Below are 18089 nucleotides of genomic sequence, written 5' to 3'. Positions count from 1 at the left end.
AATGTGAAGCGAGGCCGGAAACGGCCCGCCCGCCGAGAAGAGACGGACCACGACCATGAAGTCGAACCCCCTCCTGAGCCTGGCTCCCTGGATCGTCTTCACCCTGGCCGCCGGCAACGGTGTCGCCGCCCAGTGGTCGGCCGCACTCGCCGCCCTGGTGGCCCTGGCCGCCGCGGTCCCCTCGCTCCTCGCCCGCCGCCCCAAGCTGCTGGACGCCATGGGCATCGCGACCTTCGCCGCGCTCTCCGCCCTCGCCTTCACGGGCGGCCCGGGGGCGCAGGCCTTCGTCACGGACCACGGCCGGACCGTCGCCACCGGCGCCCTGGCCGCGCTGATCTTCCTGACCCTCCCCTTCCTGCCCTTCACGGAGCAGTACGCCCGTGAGGAGGCCCCCCGCATCGTCTGGTCCTCGCCGGCCTTCAAGAAGACCAACCGCCTCTTCTCCGCGGCCTGGGGCGGGGTCTTCGCCCTGATGACCCTCGCCCACCTCCTCGCGTCGCTCGCCCCGCACAACACGGCCCTGGACGTGGTCTGCAACTGGATCGTCCCGATCGTGGCCGTCCAGCGGATGTTCGTCTTCATGAAGGGCTACCGGGCCCGGCAGACCCCCAGCGCCCTCCAGTCCGTGTGACGCCGCGGCCCGTACGGGCCCGACGCGCGAGGAGGCCGGCGCCCCGTCAGGGCGCCGGCCTCCTCGTGGTGTCCGGGGGTCAGATGAGCGGGTGGTGGGTGGAGGGGCGGTCGAGGCCGGGGAGGACCCAGCACAACGGGAACCACTCGGGGCGCAGGCCGAGGTCGTCGGCCTGGGCCGGCTTCGGCTGGGAGGAGGTGCCGGGGAGGCCGTACAGGAGCGAGGCGGGCTGGTGGGTCTCAGACATGGACCGAATCCTTCGAGTGCGGTGGCGAGTTGGCACACAGGACCTGTCGGGGCGGGTTTGTCTCCGGCCGAGCCGGAAGAGGGTCACGGCTCGGCCGGGAGCACTGGGGTGCGGCCGGGTCAGGCGGTGGCCGCGACGGGCTTGGCGGCGGAACGGATCAGGGTGCGGGCCGTGGTCAGGAGCGCGATGGCGATCAGGCCCCCGGCGGCGAGGAACCCGTAGCGCGGTTCGAAGGCGCTGACGAGCAGGCCGCCGAGGAGGAAGCCCAGGCCCGGACCGGTGTTGGAGACGGCGCCCAGGGCGGCGAAGGCGCGGCCGCGGTGGCTCTGCGGGGCGCGGAGGTTGAAGACGATGTGGGTGACGGTGGCCTGGGCTCCGTTGCCGATGCCGCCCAGGAGGTAGAAGGGGGCGATCCACCAGACGCCCGGGGCGAGGCCGGCACCGAGGATGGCGATCGCGATGCACACGAAGGAGCCGATCAGGATGGCCTCGTGGCTGAGGTTCTTGACCTTGCGGGCCAGCAGTGCGCCGGGGACCATGCCCGCGGCCCAGGTGGTCATGATGATGCCGTAGACCTGCTCGGAGGCGCCGAAGGTGCTGCGGACGTAGAAGACGATCAGCACGTTGATGATGCAGGCGCAGGCCATCACGATGCCGCTGAGGACCAGGACCGAGCGCAGGAACGGGTCGGACCAGACGCGGTAGGGAGCGGCCTCGGGCTGCGCGGGCGCGGCCGGGGAAGCGGGGGAGGCGGGCGCCGCCTTCTTGTGCAGGCGGGTGGAGATGGCCAGCCCGCCGAGGGCCACGAGGACGAAGGAGAACGCGTCCAGCACCAGCGGCAGCGTGGTGCCGGAGCGGCTGCTGAGGAAGCCCGCCGCGGCCGGCGCGAAGAGCATGCCGGCCATGGTCGTGGTCTGGGAGATCGCGGACGCCCGCGGCACCTCCTCGGGAGAGACCATCGCGCTGGGCAGCCCGCCGAAGACGGGGTGGGTGAAGGAGACGCCCGCGGCCAGCAGCCCGCACAGGGCGACGAGCAGCGGGATCGAGGTGGTCGTCAGCATCGCCAGGCAGACCAGGGCCTGCAGGGAGGCCACGACCACGATGATCTTCTTGCTGTCGACGCGGTCCGCGAACTTCCCGGTGATGGGCGCGAGGAAGACGGGCGGCAGCGTGGCCGCCAGGAGCAGGGCCATCACGCCCCAGCCGCCGGCGCCGTTCTTCTGCGCCAGGAGCGTCAGGGCGGTGGCGGCCATGATGTCGCCGGCGACCGACAGCGACCGCATTCCGGCAAGGAGACGGACCTCCCGCCACGCGGAGGCGCGGGCGGGGGTCGCGTCCGCCTGCAGGGGTGGGGAGACGCTGACGGCCATGCGGACCAGCTCCTGATGTAGGGCGGCTGCGATGCCACCGAACCGAAAAAGCCCCGCACGGTGTGCGGGGCGGGAGTTCGACATCCCGCTCCCGGTCCGGCCGGTGCGCCGGTGGGGAAAGGGTGTCCGGCCGGCCCGCGTACGGGCCGGCCGGACGGGCCTCAGGCCGCGACTTCCAGGACGCCCAGACGGGCGAATCCCTGGGCGTTCTTGACGGACCGTTCGACCGGCAGGTCGGGGAAGAGGGTGGCGGCGTCGACCGACGCGCCCTCCTCCAGGCCGGCGAGGACCTCGGCGACCGCGGACGGCACCGCGATGGTGCGGCCCTTGCAGACGAGCTGGGTACGGCCGTTGTCGCTGGCACCGAACTCCAGCGGTATCCCGGTGCGGCGCAGCTTCGCCTCGGGCCCCAGCACATCGAGCGAGGCCGAGTGGGCGAAGGTGTCCTCGGGGCGGTGGCGCGGCGGGCGGCCGGGCTCGAGCCGGCGGCCGGAGTCCAGCAGCCGGTCGAGTTCCGTGGACGCGTCCAGGTTGCCGAGCTTGGTGGCGAGAGCGGCCAGCTTGACCTGGAACTCCTCTTCGACCGAGGCCCCGCGTGAGTCCCCGATGTAGGGGAAGGCAGCGAATTCGGGCCCCTCGGTCAGCGACTCCACCGTCTTGTGGAGGAGTTCCTCCCACTTGCGCGGTCGCATCATGATGGACAGGTGCACGGAGGTGCGGTCGCGGGCGGCCGCCGCGTGCGGGGTGTGGTACGGCAGGTAGAGCACGTCGCCGGGCTCCATCAGCACGTCGATGGCCGGCTCGCCGAGCTGCTCCTCGGTGTACGTGCCGATCTGCGAGGACCGCTCGCCCTGCGGGTTCCACAGCCGCCAGTGCTTGGTCCCCTCGGTCTGCACGATGAACAGGTCCACGGGGTCGTGGTGCGGGTTGAAGCCCTGGTGGCCGGCGGGCGTGAGGAAGGCGACGCAGTCGGTGCGCGCCCCCAGCTTGTCGCTGATCAGCCCGCAGAAGGAACGGAGCCTGGGCTCGATGTGGTTGAGGGAGCTCCACACGATGGTCGCGCCGGAACGGTAGAGATCGTAGAGACGCTCCGGGATCACGGAGTCGGGGATCTCGGTGCCCTGGACGGTGACCGTCTGGGTGAAGGCCTTCTCGGGGATGCCGTTCCCGTTCAGGTTGACCCGTACGTACGGAGGCCGGATGACCTCCATGTTGACCATCTCGTCCAGCCGTGCGACCGAGAGGATCTCGCTGGGGTTGCCCTTCAGAGCGTTCTTCCGGAGCATGGGCTTCTTGTCCCAGTACTCGGCGAAGAACAATTCCTCGTCGCCGACGAGGTCCGCAAACGTATAGCTTTCCATAACTTCTCCATTTACTGGCCCACGGGCGACGCAGAATGTCGTGCGGACGGCGGAGAAGTGGCCCTTCGGGGCTGTTTGTCCTGACAGCCGCAGGGCGGTTTTTGCAACCGCCGTTCGTTCATTCTTTTGTACGGGTACCGGCCGCGGCGGAGGGGGCTGTAGCAGCTCCCTCCGCCGCATGCGGGATTCTTACTGAATGCCGAGGTAGTACGAGGCAACCAGGTCAGCGGCGGTGTCGACGAACTCGATGTCAGACATGTGATTCTCCTTTTTGTTTTTCCCGAGCGACTCGCTCGGTGTGATGTGAATACTTCCCTGTGGAGCGGTCTTCGTCAACGAATGTGCGACCGCTTGAACAACGTTGAATTCGTCCGCCCTATTCATCTGCAGAAATGGCGTCCGGGAAATGTCCAACCGGGTGGAACAGTCGCTTGGACGAGCTCTGCGAGAGGGCCGGGAGGTCGGCTCCGGGCGCAGGAATGCCGTCGGCCCCCCGGAGTTCCGGGGGGCCGACGGCATTCGACAGGGAGAAGGACGGAGGAGGGTCAGAAGCCGACCGTTCCGTCGATGGCCTCGCGGAGCAGGTCCGCGTGGCCGTTGTGGCGTGCGTACTCGTCGATCAGGTGGACCATGGCCCGGCGCAGCGAGACCTGGCTGTCCGCCTTGGCCAGATAGGCGGTGACGTCCAGGGACTTGGCCTCCCGCTCGATGGCGCGGGACCGTTCGATCTCGGCCTCCCAGGCGGCGAACGCCTCGCTCCCGGAGGCCTCACTGACCTCGTAGGCCACCTGGAAGTCGCCCTGGTCCGACCAGACCAGCGGAATGTCCTCGCCGCCGATGATCCGGCGGAACCAGGCCCGTTCGACCTCGGCCATGTGCCGGACCAGCCCCAGGAGGGACAGCGTGGACGGCGGAACCGACTGCCGGCGCAGGTCCTCGTCGGCGAGCCCCTCGCACTTGATGGCGAGGGTGGCGCGCTGGTAGTCGAGATAGGCGCGCAGCATCTCGCGTTCGTCGGCGATCAGGGGCGGGAAGTCGCGGTCGACGGCCATGGGCTCTCCTTGTCCGGCGCGAGCAGGCCCGGGGGGCGAGCCGCGGCCGGCGCGGTCGGGGACGGTACGGGGACGTGGTGCGGTGGTCGGCGAGCGCCGGCCGCGGCTGCGCGGGCCTCGTGCCGCCACATGTCCTGGGCCAGCACGGTGGCCGTGGCGGCCGCGGAGACGGCAGCACGGGCCGAGCCCAGCGCTTCGCGCAGGATCTCGGTGCGGGTCTCGGACGGATGGTACGCGGCGGAGTCCGCCTCGAGGAGTTTGTGGGCGGCTTCCAGGGACGCGACCTGGGCCTCGCCCAGGGGCGTGGCGCGGTCCACGGTCACCAGGAGTTCGTGCAGTGCGGCGGCGATGAGGTGGCGGGGGCTGTCGGTCGCAAGCTGGGGCGCCAACTCGGCCGCCCACTCGGCGGTGTGCTGCATTCGGGCTCCCTTCGGGGGCATCGCGTGAAACGGCGGGAGCCCTCCCGCCGGCCCCGTGCGAACGGGGCCGGCCGGAGGGCGCGAAGGGCTCAGGAAGAGGCGTCCCCGGAGCGCGGCAGGTCCTGCTCCACGAGGTAGTCCGCGAGGCCCTTGGCGAAGCCCGGATCGGCGGCGGCCACCCGCTCCGCCAGCAGGTTGACCCGGTTCGGGGTGTAGGTCTCCCGGTCGGCGAGGAGTTGCGGGGTGCCGGTCATCAGCATCAGGCCGCCCTCGGTGTAGCCGCGGGCCAGCCACTCGTTCCAGTAGCCGTCGCGGTCGGCCTCCTGGCCCGTGAACCAGTGGTCGTCGCGGGGGCGCGGGCCCTGGGGCACGGCGGTCGGCGGCGTCGGCTCGGTCCGCAGGAGCACCCGGCGCCCGCCGAGGTAGGCGACGCGGATGGACTTGCGCACGCAGAAGGTGAGCGTCTGCGCGGCGGTGTCCACGACGGGCTCGCCGCGGTCGTTGAGCGAGGTGTTGCACACGATCGGTACCCCGGTCGCGGCGTGGAAGGCCTCGATCGCCCGGTGCAGCAGCGGGTTGGCCTCCGCGGTCAGGGTCTGGTGCCGGGCGGAGCCGTCCAGGTGGAGGATGGCCGGCACCCGCGCCCGTACCTCTTCGCGCACCTCGACGGCCTCCAGCATGAAGGGGGAGGGGCGGCGCTGCACGAACCAGGGCTCCGCGTGCTCGGCCAGCACGATCGGTGCGACGGGGCGCCACCACTGGCGCTGCTTGTACTCGTTGAGGAGGTCCTTGACCTTCTCGGAGCGCGGGTCGCCCAGCAGGCTGCGGTGTCCGAGCGCCCGGGGGCCCATCTCCGCGGCGCCGTCGGCCCAGGCGATCACGCTGTCGGCGAGGTCTTCGACGAACTGCTCGGGCGAGAACTCGGTGACCTGCTCGACCCAGGGGGCGAACTCCTCCAGCGCGGCGTCCACGTCCCGCAGTTCGTTGCCGTAGTACGCGGTGGCGATGTGCAGGTCGGCGTCGTCGAAGGCGTTCAGGGCGTGCAGGCCGAGGAGGCCGATGCCCAGGGCTTCGCCGGAGTCGTTGGCGCACGGCGGGGCCAGCAGGCCGCGGAACCCGTACCGGTCCAGGGTCGCCGTGTTGGTGGGGCAGTTGAGGGCGAACCCGCCGCTCATGGAGAGGTAGCAGTCCTCGGTGCGGACGTCCGCGAGGGCGCACAGCCGCTCGACGTTGCGCATGATGATCAGATCGCAGCAGCGCTGGACGACCTTCATCACCGCGCTCTGCAGGTTGTCCTCGTCGCTGAAGCGGACGTCGGGGCTGGGGCCCGCCAGCTGCTCCCGGGCGGCGGCTATGACCTTCTCCACCAGCCCGAACGCGGCCGCCCAGGGCAGGACCTTCCCGCCGAACAGCTCGATCCCCGCGACCGCCTCCTCGGCGTCGAAGGAGATCTCCGCCACCGATGCGGTGGCCAGGGCCATCAGGGTGCCCGGCTCCTTGCCGAACATCCGGTCCGCCGCGAGGTAGAGCGGGGCCGGGGACTCCACGGCGGCGAAGGTCAGCCGCCCCTTCACCGAGACGCAGCCCGCGTAGTAGCCGGTGGGGCGCTCGTCCTCGAGGATCAGGTCGGGCGCCGCGTCCACGGCGAGCCCGATGATGGTCTCTTCCTTGAAGATCCGGCTGTCCAGCAGCAGACCGCTGAACAGGTGCGCCAGCGTGTGGACCGCCAGACCCTCGCTGCCGGGCGGCAGCGGCAGCGGCTGGTGGCCCGGCAGCCCCGGGGTGCCCCAGGTGGCGCTGATGTCGGCGAGGGTCAGCCCCTCGGTGGCCAGCAGGCCGGCCAGGAAGGCCTCCGCCCGCTCGGGGGTGTACAGCGGCATGGCGTGGTGCTTGCGGCCGCTGATGCGTTCCAGTTCCCAGTGCCGGACCAGCTCCACGGAGCCGGGACCGCGCCGCCACAGCGCCACGTTGTGGTCGTGGCGGGGCGAGAGCACGGACCGCTCGCCGGGCGGCGTCAGGTAGGTGGAGAGATAGTGCTCGACGGGGTGGTCGGTCATGGCCGATGCCTCATTCCTGGGTCCTGGGTCCTGTTGCGCGGTTGCTTCGTCAGCCGGGCAACAGGACCCGGCAAGATCCGAAAGAGACGGCCTGGGCGTCACGCACTCACAGGTGGCGGGCCCACCACTCCAGGACGGCCTCGTAGCGGGCCAGCCGGTGGCTGGGCAGGCCGGTCCGGGACATCTCGTGCGTCTCGCCGGGGAAGACCAGCATTTCGACGGGGACCCCGCGCAGCTTGAGCGCCACGAACATGCGCTGCGCCTGCTCCATCGGGGTGTGCCGGTCCTCCTCCGACTGGATCAGCAGCATCGGGAGGTCGATCCCGTCCGCGTGCGTCAGGGGGCTGGCGTCGCGCCACCGCTCGGGGTCCGTCCCGTACAGGGCCAGCGAGAGGATGATGCCCTCGTCGGACGAGGCGCTGTGGCTGTCGATGGCGTAGCAACCGCGTTCGGCGATGGCGGCGTTGAAGTGCTTGCCGTGGTGGGCCGCCATCCAGGCCGCCATGTAGCCGCCGAACGAGCCGCCCATCATGCCCACCCGGCTGCCGTCCAGGTCGGGGGCCTCGAGTGCGGCGCCCAGCAGGGTCAGCAGGTCGTCGGCGGTGCGGCGCGGCAGGTCGTCCAGGATGTACTTGCCGTGGGCCTGGCCGTAGCCGGCGGCGCCGCGCGGGTTGCCGAGCACCACCGCGTAGCCGGCGCCCGCGTAGACCTGCGCCTCCTCGAAGGAGGCCGGGCCGTTGAGGGTGTAGCCCCACTGGGTGAAGGGCCCGCCCTTGATCTGCAGGATGACCGGGTGCGGTCCCTCGCCCTCGGGGCGGACGATCCAGCCCTGCAGCGGGTGGCCGTCCGGCGTGATGGCCGTGAACTCCTCGGCCGGCAGCACGCGGCCGGTGGCCCCCAGTTGCGGGCCGAAGGAAGTGAGCATCCGCTCGGTGCCGTTGGACCACACCATCAGGTCGCCGGCGCTGGAGGAGTCGGCGACGACCGCGGCGATCGTGACGCCGTGCTCGCCCTCGGCCACCGCGAACCCGTTCACCTGGCGCTCGCCGGTGATCACGGGGGTGGGCTCGCCGCCGTCGTAGGGGACGAGGATCAGGTTGACCTCGCCGCGGCGGTCGTTGGCGAAGTACACGCCCTCGCGGCCCGTCGCGATCATCTGGCTGGAGTAGCTGAGGTGGTACGGCTCCGGGTCGGTCAGCCGCCGCGGGGGCGCCGATCCGTCGACCGGCGCGGACCACAGGCCGTAACTGCTGTTGCCGATCCCCTGGTTGTGCTCGTCGAGGTGCTCCGCCGCGAAGCAGACCACGGTGCCGTCCGCGGAGAACCGCGGGCAGCCCAGGGTCAGGCCGCCGTCGGTGAGGGAGCGCAGCTCGCCGGTGCCGTCGGAGGGGACCACCCACACGTCGTTGCGCAGGTCGTCGCCGTGCGTGTCGTGCCGGGCGGCGACGAAGGTCAGCAGGGCCCCGTCCGGGCTCCAGGCGATGTCGCCGTGGTCGTGCTCCGAGGCGGTGATCCGGACGGTGGTCCGGTCCTCGGTGAACGGGTCGGTCACGAACACCTGCCGGGGGCGGTCGAACCAGTAGCCGAAGCCGTCCGCCATGTACCGCAGTTTGGTGATCCGCCGCGGGGCCTCCTTCTGGGGCGGGACCCCGCGCCGGTAGCGGCCCGCCTGCGGGACGCGGGCGGCGTAGGCGATCCGCTGCGAGTCGGGGCTCCACACCGGCTGGCCCGCACCGAGCGGCTGGTCCGTCACCACGAAGGCCTCGCCGCCGCCGCCGCCGTCCATGGGCAGCAGGTGCAGCTGCGCGCCGCCGGGGGCGGGGCGCAGGAACGCCAGCCAGCGCCCGTCCGGGGAGAACGCCGGAGCACCGTCGTAGGGCCCCTGCGTCAGGAGGCGGGCCGGGCTCCGTCCGGTGGTGTCCGCCAGCCACAACTCGTGGACGCTGTCGTCGGCGTCGAGGTCGACACGGGAGACGGATACGACGGCGAAACGGCCGTCGCCCGACAGGGTCGGACGCCCGAGAATAGGAAGAAGGCTGATATCGGAGGGGATCATGCCGTAAAACTATGAAGTTATTCGGATCGATGTCAACGAAATGCAGTTGGACGAAATACAGTTGGACGGCGATGGTGCGCCGATGCCTGTTCAAGCGGTCGACGGCTTGACAGAACAGCAGGTCGCAGCCCAGATCATCGGGATTGCCGAGGGAATGTTCAAGCGCGTGAAAAACTCGGTCGAACACCCGCGCATTCAATCGGCAGTTCTTGACTGAACCATCGCGCCGTGGTGACGCTTTCCCTTCGGAACACCGCGTCGACAAGATTTCCCACAGGAGCGGAGCATGACCGAGACACTCATCTCGCCGCCGGCCACATCGCTGCGGATCGACGGCGGCCGTCTGCTGCGCCGAATCCGCGAACTGGGGTCCATCGGAGTCGACCCCGCCACCGGAGGGATCACCCGGCCGGGCTTCGGCCCCGCCGACCAGGAGGCCCGGACCTATCTGATCGGCCAGGCCCGCGCGGCCGGACTGACCGCCGGCGTGGACGCCGCGGGCAACGTGATCATGCGCCGGCCGCTGCCCGACGACAGCGCCGGGCAGCGGACCGCCGTCCTCATGGGCTCCCACCTCGACACCGTCGTCAACGGCGGTCCCCTCGACGGGGCCTACGGCGTCCTCGCGGCCCTGGAGGTCCTCCAGTGCTGCGCCGAGGCAGGGCTCGAGACCCCGTACGAGCCGGTGGCCGTGGGCTTCGCCAACGAGGAGGGCGCCCTGTTCCCCCAGCCCTTCTGGGGGTCGATGGCCCTGGCCGGACGGCTGGACGCGCTCCCGGGCGAGCCCGCCGACCACCACGGCCGCCCCCTGCGCAAGGCCCTGGAGGAAGCCGGCGGCAACCTCGACGCCCTGGGCACCGCGGCCTGGTCTCCCGGATCCGTCGCCGCCTACCTCGAACTGCACATCGAGCAGGGCCCCGTACTCGAACGCGCCGGAACGCAGATCGGCGTCGTCGAGGCGATCACCGGACGGGCCGTACTCACGCTCCGGATCCAGGGCAGCGCCGGGCACTCGGGCACCACCCCGATGGAGGGACGGCGCGACGCCATGGTCGCGGCGGCCCTCGTGGTCGTGGCCGCCGAGTCCATCAGCGGCGGGCAGGACCTGTGCCGGGTGGCCACCGTCGGCCACCTCGACGCCTACCCCAACACCCCCAACACCATCGCGGGCGCCGTCACCCTCACCGTCGACCTGCGCGACACCGACCCGGTCCGGCTGCGCTCGGCCGAGGAGGCCATGCGGGGCGCCCTGCGGCGGATCGCCGACCGCACCGGTACCGGCATCACCGTCACCGCGCTGACCCGCTCCGAGCCCGTGGCCACCCACGCCCCGCTGCGCGCGGCGATCGCCCTCAGCTCCGAGGAACTGGGCCTGTCGCACCTGCCGCTGCCCAGCGGCGCGGGCCACGACGCACAGGTCGTCGCGGACATCGCGCCCATCGCCATGATCTTCGTCCCGAGCATCGGCGGGGTCAGCCACGTGCCCGAGGAGGACACCCACCCGGAGCACCTGGTCGGCGGCGCCAACGTGCTGCTGCACACCGTGCTGCGCACCCTCGGCCACACCCCCCAGTAACGACCCACGGTGACGACACACCACCCACCGAGCAACCAGCCACCACCCAGGGAGCAGACATGCCATCAACAGCCGAAACGGGGCCGAACATCGCGGTGTTCTGCGGTGCCCGGCCGGGCGTCCACCCCGACCACATCGAATTCGCCCGCGAGTTCGGCCTCGAACTGGCCCGCCGCGGCTCGGGACTCGTCTACGGAGCCGGCGGCGTGGGCGTGATGGGCGCGGTCGCCCAGGGCGTCATGGAGGGCGGCGGGGACATCACCGGCGTGGTGCCCCAGGCACTGCGCGAGCGCGAGCAGGCCGACGACCCGCTGGGAACCATCCACGTCGTCGCCACCATGCACGAGCGCAAGGCCCTGATGTACGCCCTCTCCAGCGGATTCGCCGTGCTCCCCGGCGGCATCGGCACCCTGGACGAGGTCATGGAGGTCCTGACCTGGAACCAGCTCGGCATGATCGACAAGCCCATCGTCCTCGTCAACCACCGGGGCTTCTTCGACCCGCTCCTCGCCCTGCTCGACCACCTGGTGGCCGAAGGGTTCCTCGCCCCGTCCGAGCGGCAGCTCATCCGGGCGACCGACTGCCCGCAGCACGCCTGCGACCTCCTGCGACTGCGGGCCCCGCTCGCCGTCGCGGCCTGAGCGCGAGGAGCGGACCGTGATCCTCAGCACCCGGCCCTTCGCCCGCAAGTCCGAAGCCTCCCGCGCCGAACGGCTGGAGACCTTCGAGCGGCCCGTCGGACACGAGCCCGGGCAGCCCCACCGGTCCTGCGGACAGGGGCCCGACGGGGCCGGCTGCCAGGACTCCGATCCCGCCTGGCGCGGCCTGTAGGGCTGTGACCGGAAAGGTCCACCGGCGCCATGATGGGGCGGCCCGCAGTCAGCGGGCCGCCCCATGGCCGCTCAGAGCTCAGAGCTCAGAGCATGGGGCCCTTCGAGAGCAGCGGGCCGCCCCACCGCTCCTCCAGCGCCTTCTCCACCGCGGCGCCGACCTTGTACAGCCGGTCGTCCTTCATCGCGGGGGCGATGATCTGCAGCCCGACCGGGAGACCGTCCTCCGGGGCCAGGCCGCAGGGCAGCGACATGGCGGAGTTGCCGGCCAGGTTGGTCGGGATGGTGCACAGGTCGGCCAGGTACATGGCGAGCGGGTCGTCCACGCGCTCACCGATCGGGAATGCGGTGGTCGGCATGGTCGGGGAGACGATCACGTCCACCTCCTCGAACGCCCTCTCGAAGTCCTGCGTGATGAGCGTGCGGACCTTCTGCGCCGAGCCGTAGTACGCGTCGTAGTAGCCGGAGCTGAGCGCGTACGTACCGAGGATGATGCGGCGCTTGACCTCGGGACCGAACCCGGCCTCCCGGGTCAGCGCGGTGACCTCCTCCGTGGACCGCACGCCGTCGTCGCCGACGCGCAGGCCGTAGCGCATGGCGTCGAAGCGGGCGAGGTTGGAGGAGCACTCGGACGGCGCGATCAGGTAGTACGCGGCGAGCGCGAGGTCGAAGGACGGGCAGTCCAGCTCGACGATCTCGGCGCCCAGCTCCTTGAGCAGCTCGACCGACTCGTTGAAGCGCTGGACGACGCCTGCCTGGTAGCCCTCACCGGCGAACTGCTTGACCACACCGACGCGCATCCCGGCCACCGAGCCGTTGCGGGCCGCCTCGACCACCGGCGGGACCGGGGCGTTGATCGAGGTGGAGTCCAGCGGGTCGTGACCGGCGATCACCTCGTGCAGCAGCGCCGTGTCCAGCACTGTACGGGCGCACGGCCCGCCCTGGTCCAGGGAGGAGGAGTACGCGATCAGGCCGTAGCGGGAGACACCGCCGTACGTGGGTTTCACCCCCACCGTGCAGGTCAGCGAAGCGGGTTGGCGGATGGAGCCGCCGGTGTCGGTGCCGATGGCGAGCGGGGCCTCGTACGCGGCCAGGGCGGCGGCCGAGCCACCGCCGGAGCCGCCGGGAACCCTCGTGAGGTCCCACGGATTGCACGTGGGCCCGTAGGCGCTGTTCTCGGTGGAGGACCCCATGGCGAACTCGTCCATGTTGGTCTTGCCCAGGATGACGACGTCGGCTTCCTTCAGCTTGCGCGTCAGGGTGGCGTCGTAGGGCGGGATCCAGCCCTCCAGGATCTTCGAACCGGCAGTGGTCGGAACCCCGACGGTGGTGAAGGCGTCCTTGAGGGCGAGGGGGACGCCGGCCAGCGGGCCCAGCTTCTCGCCGCGCTCGCGCTTGGCGTCGACGGCGCGCGCCTGGGCCAGCGCGCCCTCGCGGTCGACGTGCAGGAACGCGTGCACCTTCTCGTCCACGGCCTCGATGCGGGCCAGGTGGGCCTCGGTGACCTCGACGGCCGTCAGCTCGCCGGAGGCGATCTTCTCGGCGGTCGCGGCGGCCGTCAGCTTGATGATGCTCTGATCGTTGTCGGCGCTCATGTCGTCAGTCCTCCCCGAGGATCTGGGGCACCTTGAACCGCTGCAGTTCCTGCGCGGGGGCGCCGGAGAGCGCCTGCTCGGGGGCGAGCGAGGGCCGGACCTCGTCCGCGCGCATGACGTTCGTCAGCGGCAGCGGGTGGGAGGTCGGCGCGACGTCCTGGCCGGCGACCTCGGAGACGCGGGCGACGGCCTCGACGATGGCGTTCAGCTGACCGGTGAAGTCCCCCACCTCCGCTTCGCTGAGCTCCAGCCGGGACAACCGGGCGAGATGGGTGACTTCGTCACGGGTAATGCCGGGCATCGAGCGCCTTTCACATGTGTACGAACTGCCGACCCCTGCCGACTCCGCTGCGCGGCGGCCGAGTTGGTAAGCCACCGTACCGTCCGGACCAGTGGTCAGCGGGCGGGGGCGGGAGCGGGGGCGGCGCGGAACACCGAGAGCTGCGCGGCGACATCGGCCAGGGCCCTGCGCGGCGGCGCACCGGCGGCGGGGGTGCCGATGCTCAGCCCCCCGAGCAGCCGCTCACCGGCCCCCAGGCCCAGCGCGGCCGCCGTGGCGGGGCTGTGCGGCCGGCGTCCGATCCGCCACGTGCTGCCGTAACCGCGGCTGTGCAGCAGCAGGATCAGCGCGTGCACCATGCCGCCGGCGGCCGACACGGGCTCCCACTCCGGCGGCCGGGGGCCGCCGCGCGGGGCCAGGACCAGGGCCGCGAGCAGCGGAGCGGCGGCCCCGCCCGGCCCGTTCCCCCCGGGTCCGGACCCGTCGGGCCCGTCGTCCCCGGCCAGGCAGTCGCCCAGTACCCGACGGTCCTCGCCGCGCAGCAGGATCCACCGCCAGGGGTCGAGCGGCCCGTGGTCGGGGAAGGCGGCCGCGCCGCGCAGGAGGTAGGCGAACTCCTCCTCACCGGGGGAGGGCTCGACCAGCACCTGCTCGCTGCGCCGGGTCAGGATCGCGGTCATCACGTCCATGCGGGAGCCCTTTCGTGCGGCCCGTCGCACACGTGGACGAGCCCGGTCGGTCCTACGGGGTCCGCGGGCGCGGCCCCGTACGGGTGATGGCGGTGGTGGCGGTCGGGCTCAGTAGTCGATCCGGTCGGCGTACGCCGACCACGCCTCGAAGGGGAGCTGGGCCTTCTCGTGCGAGATCCGGGCCACCGGCACCGACCACGTGGAGCGCGGGCGTTCCAGCAGCCGGTAGAACTCCAGGTCGTCGAAGCCCGCGGTGGCGGCGTCGTACCGGTCGGCCGCGAACAGCACGCGGTCCACGCGGGCCCAGAGGATGGCGGTCAGGCACATCGGGCACGGCTCGCACGAGCTGATCAGCAGGGCTCCGTCCAGACGGAAGTCCTGGATCTTCTCGCAGGCCACCCGGATGGCCATGATCTCCGCGTGGGCGGTGGGGTCGTGGGAGTCGGTGACGCGGTTGCCGCTGCGGCCGAGCACCAGGCCGTCGCGGACCACCACGGCCCCGAAGGGGCCGCCGCCCGCGGCGACGTTGGCGGCCGCCAGGTCGAGGGCCTGCTCCATCCAGGCCTGTTCCTGGCCGGTGGGGCCCTGCTCGGCCGGGCTCTGGACGATCGGGGATTGGTCGATGAGGGTCATCTGCGGTCCTTGGTCCTTGGTCTTCGGGGGCTCTCGGAAAGGGGGGCGTCCTTGACGGGCGACGGGCCACGGGCGGAGGCATCACACCGACCGGGTGTCGAGCAGCTCCGTCAGCTCCGTCCCCTTCAACTGCTCGGCCAGCCCGGCCCAGACATCGGCGAAGCCGTGCACGAGCTCCGACACCGGGCCCTTGCAGTGGTGCGGCACGGTGGAGGCGATCCGCTGCCGGTCCCGGGCGACCAGGGCGCACACCTCGAGCATGCGCAGGAGCGCGCGTCCGCTGTCGTTGAACCGCAGTGACGGGTCGCGCCGCAGGGTGTCGTAGAGGGCGAGCAGCTGCGTGACGGACTTGGGCACGGCGTCGGCCCCGCGCGGCGGCGCCTCGGCGGTCTTCTTGTGCGGGACCGACGGCACGGCGGCCAGCCCCCGCTGCTGCGGCGGCACCACGTCCTCGCCGCGCTGGAGCCTGGCCCGTACGTCGGCCACGGTGGCCGGGGAGAGCCCGGCCTGCTGGCCGATCTGCCGCAGCGAGGCCTCGGGGTTGGCGCGGATCAGCTCGCCGGCCAGGGTGCGGGCCCGGGCCGAGTTGAGCGGCCGGGCCCGGCCGTCCCTGCCGAGGCGCGAGGGGGCCTGCCGTGCGGGATCCAGCGTGCGCCGCCGGATGTGCCCGACCTTCTGCGGCGACAGTCCGACGATGGCCGCGACCCCCCGGTCGGACCAGTGCGGATGGGAAGCCAGGATGCGGGTCACGGCGACGGTGCGGTCGGTCGAGGACAACGGACGGCCCTGGGCGACGTTGATGGCCACCGAGAGGGGGAAGGACTCCGCCTCGGTCCCGTCGAAGAAACGGACCTCGACGCAGTCGGCTCCCCGGATCCGTGCGGCCCGCAGCCGGTGCACGCCGTCGACGACCTGCATGGTGGCCCGGTGGACCAGGATCGGCGGCAGCGCCGCTCCGGATTCGGCCAGGGCGCGGGCGTAGGCGAGGTCCTCACCGTCCACGCGGGGTGTCGAGGAGACCGTCAGGGTCTCGATGGGGACCCACTCGACGGGGAATTCCCGCAGGGCCTTGTCCCGCAGCGCGATCAGGTGGTCGGGATTGCCAGTTCCGGTGTCGGTCCCCTCATCCTGCTGATGATTTCTCATACTGGCTCCTCGATGAAGGGCAGAACCGTATACGAATACGCATGCATTCCCGGGATCCCTACTTTTGGTGGCACCCGGAGAAACTCTCCCGTAATCGGCCGATTGCCGAACAGAATTGGGGAGGAAGGAAGGAGGGGGAGGAGGAGGGAAGCGCTGCACGGGCGGGACGCTGGACCGGACGGCCTCCTGGGGCGCCGTGCGCGGTGCGGGCGTACGGGTCAGCCGCCCCAGGTCAGGTCGTCAGGGTTCTCGCCGGCGTTGGACGGCACCACGGCGGCCTCGGCCCGGACGGGTGCGGCAGAGGCTCCCTCGGCGACAACCAGGGACGTCAGCGGACCCACGCACAGCACGGACAGGACGAGGAGGCGGCGAAATGCAGACAACGGGACTTCCCTCCGACAACGATCGGGGATCACAGGCCGATTGGCCTGGTGTGATCCTCTAGTCACACTCCATCGAATTTGGTTGCTTCGACGAGTGGAACTCTGCCGAAAGTCGAGGACCTCAGGGAAGAGGTTCCACCTGTCCTGAACGGGAAGTGTCACAATGTGGACAGAGTCGGTCGCCTGGCCAAAGTGCTAGAAATCCGCGAAGGGCTCCCGCGGGACGGCGGCCCGGCACGCCAGCAGGGCGAAGCCCTGGAGCTGGGGACTGGCCGCCAGCGCCCGCCGGCACACCGCCTCCGCCACCAGTTCGGCCTCCCGCCGGCTGCCGCCGAGCAGGTACAGCCCCAGGACCGGTTGAGGGAAGCCCTCCGGGTGGGCCGACACGTACTCGACGCGCTCCTCGGCGCGGGCGAACCCCCGCACGATGGCAGCGGCCTCCTCGGGAAGGAACGCCCCGCTCCTGGCCATCAGTTGGGCATGGATGAGATACATGCGCCCATGATCGGCCCGCACCCGGCCGGGCCGGTGGTGGTCAACCGGTCCTCTTTATGACATGGCAACAACGGGCGCCGGGTCCCGCGGCGCCGAACCGGAACGCCCCGGCGGCGTGGGCGCTGGTGGACCGTGGCCGTGACCTGGACCTCCGAAGAGATCATCAACTCCGTTTGTCCACTTCCACCGAAGGATCTCCGGTTCAGACCACTAGGATGCCGCTCACACCGACGCCATTGTCGAAATGCGGATGCACTGATCAGGGGGCGGGCATGCTGGTTGGTCTGGGGATCGACTCCCTTTCCGAAAAGGTGTACCGCTCGATGCTGGCGAATCCGGAGGAAGGCGTAAGGGATCTCGCCGCGCGGCACGGAACGGACGAGGAAGAGATCTGCCGGGCGCTCGCCCGGCTCAGCGAACTCTCCCTCATCCGGCCCACCGACAGCTCCGACATCGGCTACTGCCCGGTCGCCCCACGGCTCGCGATGGAGCTGCTGCTGGCCCGTCAGCAGGCCCGGCTCGCGGAGGAGCAGTCCAGGGTCGAGGCGTCCCGGGCCGCCGCCGCCGAACTCATCGCCGAGTACGCGGCCGTGGGCGTCTCCACTTCGGCCACCGACCACCTGGCGGGCGTCGACGAGATACGCCGCCGCCTGGCGCAGCTGGGACAGGCCGCGGAATCCGAGGTCATGACCTTCGCGCCCGGTGGAGCCCACAGGGCCGAGGACCTCGCCGCCAGCCGCGAACCCAACGCGGACCTGCTGCGCAGACGCATCCGGATGCGCACCATCTACCTGGACAGCGTCCGCAACCACCAGCCGATGGTCGAGCACGTGACGTGGCTGCACGAGATGGGCGGCGAGGTGCGCACCGTACCCAGCCTCCCCACCCGGCTCATCATCATCGACCGCAAGCAGGCCATCCTGCCGACCCGGCTCTCCGATGCCCGCAGCGGCGCCGACCTCGTGGAGAGCGAGGGGAACGTGGCCGCGCTGTGCGCCCTGTTCGACACCACCTGGGCCGCCGCCACCCCGTTCGGCTGCCAGCCCGCTCCGGACCCCTGCGGGCTGCCCCGCCAGGAGGCGGAGGTGCTCCAGTTCCTGGCCAACGGGCTGACCGACGAGGCCATCGCCAAGAAGTTCGGCGTCTCCTCCCGTACGGTGCGCCGGGTCGCCGCCGAGCTGATGGACCGTCTCGGGGCCCGCAGCCGCTTCGAGGCGGGGGTACGCGCGGTGCAGCAGGGGCTGCTGCCCGCCGAGCGCTGACCTCCGC

The 18089-nt window shown here is 71.4% G+C and carries 20 protein-coding genes; 6 read left to right on the top strand and 14 right to left on the bottom strand.

The features are described 5' to 3' along the window. Window positions 1-55 precede the first annotated feature (55 nt). Entirely contained in the window at window positions 56-631 is a 576-nt protein-coding gene (locus tag OG490_RS38165) for a hypothetical protein (protein ID WP_330301339.1), read from the top strand. Window positions 632-710: 79 nt separating this feature from the next. Here the strand turns inward: OG490_RS38165 and OG490_RS38160 are convergent, their stop codons facing one another. The 7 genes from OG490_RS38160 to OG490_RS38130 all read right to left on the bottom strand — a co-directional run bounded on the left by OG490_RS38160 (window position 711) and on the right by OG490_RS38130 (window position 9193). Beyond that, the gene (locus OG490_RS38160) at window positions 711-878 is read right to left on the bottom strand and encodes a hypothetical protein (RefSeq protein ID WP_330301338.1); all 168 of its coding nucleotides are present in this window, start codon (window positions 876-878) and stop codon (window positions 711-713) included. A gap of 119 nt (window positions 879-997) precedes the next feature. After that, window positions 998-2248: an MFS transporter gene (locus OG490_RS38155; protein ID WP_330301337.1), complete on the bottom strand. Its 1251-nt coding sequence runs from the start codon at window positions 2246-2248 to the stop codon at window positions 998-1000. A 161-nt stretch (window positions 2249-2409) separates the two neighbouring features. Continuing rightward, entirely contained in the window at window positions 2410-3609 is a 1200-nt protein-coding gene (locus tag OG490_RS38150; RefSeq protein WP_330301336.1) for a cupin domain-containing protein, read from the bottom strand. Window positions 3610-4154: 545 nt separating this feature from the next. Beyond that, window positions 4155-4661: a DinB family protein gene (locus tag OG490_RS38145; protein ID WP_330301335.1), complete on the bottom strand. Its 507-nt coding sequence runs from the start codon at window positions 4659-4661 to the stop codon at window positions 4155-4157. Next, entirely contained in the window at window positions 4631-5080 is a 450-nt protein-coding gene (locus OG490_RS38140) for a hypothetical protein (RefSeq protein ID WP_330301334.1), read from the bottom strand. Before OG490_RS38140 ends, OG490_RS38145 begins: the two co-directional genes overlap by 31 nt. Before the next feature lie 89 nt (window positions 5081-5169). Then, a complete protein-coding gene (locus OG490_RS38135; RefSeq protein ID WP_330301333.1) occupies window positions 5170-7137 on the bottom strand; it encodes a carbamoyltransferase C-terminal domain-containing protein in 1968 nt (655 codons plus the stop codon). A gap of 106 nt (window positions 7138-7243) precedes the next feature. After that, entirely contained in the window at window positions 7244-9193 is a 1950-nt protein-coding gene (locus tag OG490_RS38130; protein WP_330301332.1) for a S9 family peptidase, read from the bottom strand. 40 nt (window positions 9194-9233) lie between these two features. Here OG490_RS38130 and OG490_RS38125 point away from each other — a divergent pair, with 40 nt between their 5' ends. The 4 genes from OG490_RS38125 (at window position 9234) to OG490_RS38110 (ending at window position 11600) form a co-directional block, all read left to right on the top strand. Next, window positions 9234-9410: a hypothetical protein gene (locus OG490_RS38125; RefSeq protein WP_330301331.1), complete on the top strand. Its 177-nt coding sequence runs from the start codon at window positions 9234-9236 to the stop codon at window positions 9408-9410. A gap of 69 nt (window positions 9411-9479) precedes the next feature. Then, entirely contained in the window at window positions 9480-10769 is a 1290-nt protein-coding gene (locus OG490_RS38120) for a Zn-dependent hydrolase (RefSeq protein ID WP_330301330.1), read from the top strand. A 59-nt stretch (window positions 10770-10828) separates the two neighbouring features. Continuing rightward, window positions 10829-11410, top strand: a complete 582-nt coding sequence (locus OG490_RS38115; RefSeq protein ID WP_330301329.1) for a TIGR00730 family Rossman fold protein — start codon at window positions 10829-10831, stop codon at window positions 11408-11410. A gap of 16 nt (window positions 11411-11426) precedes the next feature. Continuing rightward, window positions 11427-11600 carry a hypothetical protein gene (locus OG490_RS38110; RefSeq protein ID WP_330301328.1) on the top strand — a complete coding sequence of 58 codons (174 nt, stop codon included), beginning with the start codon at window positions 11427-11429 and terminating at the stop codon, window positions 11598-11600. Between the two features lie 85 nt (window positions 11601-11685). Here the strand turns inward: OG490_RS38110 and gatA are convergent, their stop codons facing one another. From gatA to OG490_RS38075, 7 genes are all read right to left on the bottom strand, one after another. Further along, entirely contained in the window at window positions 11686-13194 is a 1509-nt protein-coding gene (gene gatA, locus OG490_RS38105) for an Asp-tRNA(Asn)/Glu-tRNA(Gln) amidotransferase subunit GatA (RefSeq protein WP_330301327.1), read from the bottom strand. A 4-nt stretch (window positions 13195-13198) separates the two neighbouring features. Then, window positions 13199-13495, bottom strand: coding sequence for an Asp-tRNA(Asn)/Glu-tRNA(Gln) amidotransferase subunit GatC (gene gatC, locus OG490_RS38100; protein WP_330301326.1), 297 nt, complete (start codon window positions 13493-13495; stop codon window positions 13199-13201). Between the two features lie 95 nt (window positions 13496-13590). Continuing rightward, window positions 13591-14163: a nitroreductase family protein gene (locus OG490_RS38095; protein WP_330301325.1), complete on the bottom strand. Its 573-nt coding sequence runs from the start codon at window positions 14161-14163 to the stop codon at window positions 13591-13593. A gap of 108 nt (window positions 14164-14271) precedes the next feature. After that, the gene (locus OG490_RS38090) at window positions 14272-14796 is read right to left on the bottom strand and encodes a nucleoside deaminase (RefSeq protein ID WP_330301324.1); all 525 of its coding nucleotides are present in this window, start codon (window positions 14794-14796) and stop codon (window positions 14272-14274) included. Between the two features lie 81 nt (window positions 14797-14877). Then, window positions 14878-15942 carry a ParB N-terminal domain-containing protein gene (locus tag OG490_RS38085; protein WP_330301323.1) on the bottom strand — a complete coding sequence of 355 codons (1065 nt, stop codon included), beginning with the start codon at window positions 15940-15942 and terminating at the stop codon, window positions 14878-14880. 218 nt (window positions 15943-16160) lie between these two features. Further along, on the bottom strand, window positions 16161-16325 hold the full coding sequence (locus tag OG490_RS38080; protein ID WP_330301322.1) for a hypothetical protein: 165 nt from the start codon (window positions 16323-16325) through the stop codon (window positions 16161-16163). Between the two features lie 195 nt (window positions 16326-16520). Then, complete coding sequence (locus OG490_RS38075) at window positions 16521-16820, bottom strand: hypothetical protein (RefSeq protein WP_330301321.1); 300 nt, start codon at window positions 16818-16820, stop codon at window positions 16521-16523. 272 nt (window positions 16821-17092) lie between these two features. Between OG490_RS38075 and OG490_RS38070 the strand changes: the two genes are divergently transcribed. Beyond that, the gene (locus tag OG490_RS38070) at window positions 17093-18082 is read left to right on the top strand and encodes a helix-turn-helix transcriptional regulator (RefSeq protein WP_330301320.1); all 990 of its coding nucleotides are present in this window, start codon (window positions 17093-17095) and stop codon (window positions 18080-18082) included. Window positions 18083-18089: the final 7 nt, after the last annotated feature.

This window comes from Streptomyces sp. NBC_00503, from assembly GCF_036346895.1.
In the GTDB taxonomy this organism is placed as follows: domain Bacteria; phylum Actinomycetota; class Actinomycetes; order Streptomycetales; family Streptomycetaceae; genus Streptomyces.
Note: the sequence above shows the minus strand (reverse complement) of the source record. Positions and strands in the feature narration are given on the sequence as shown.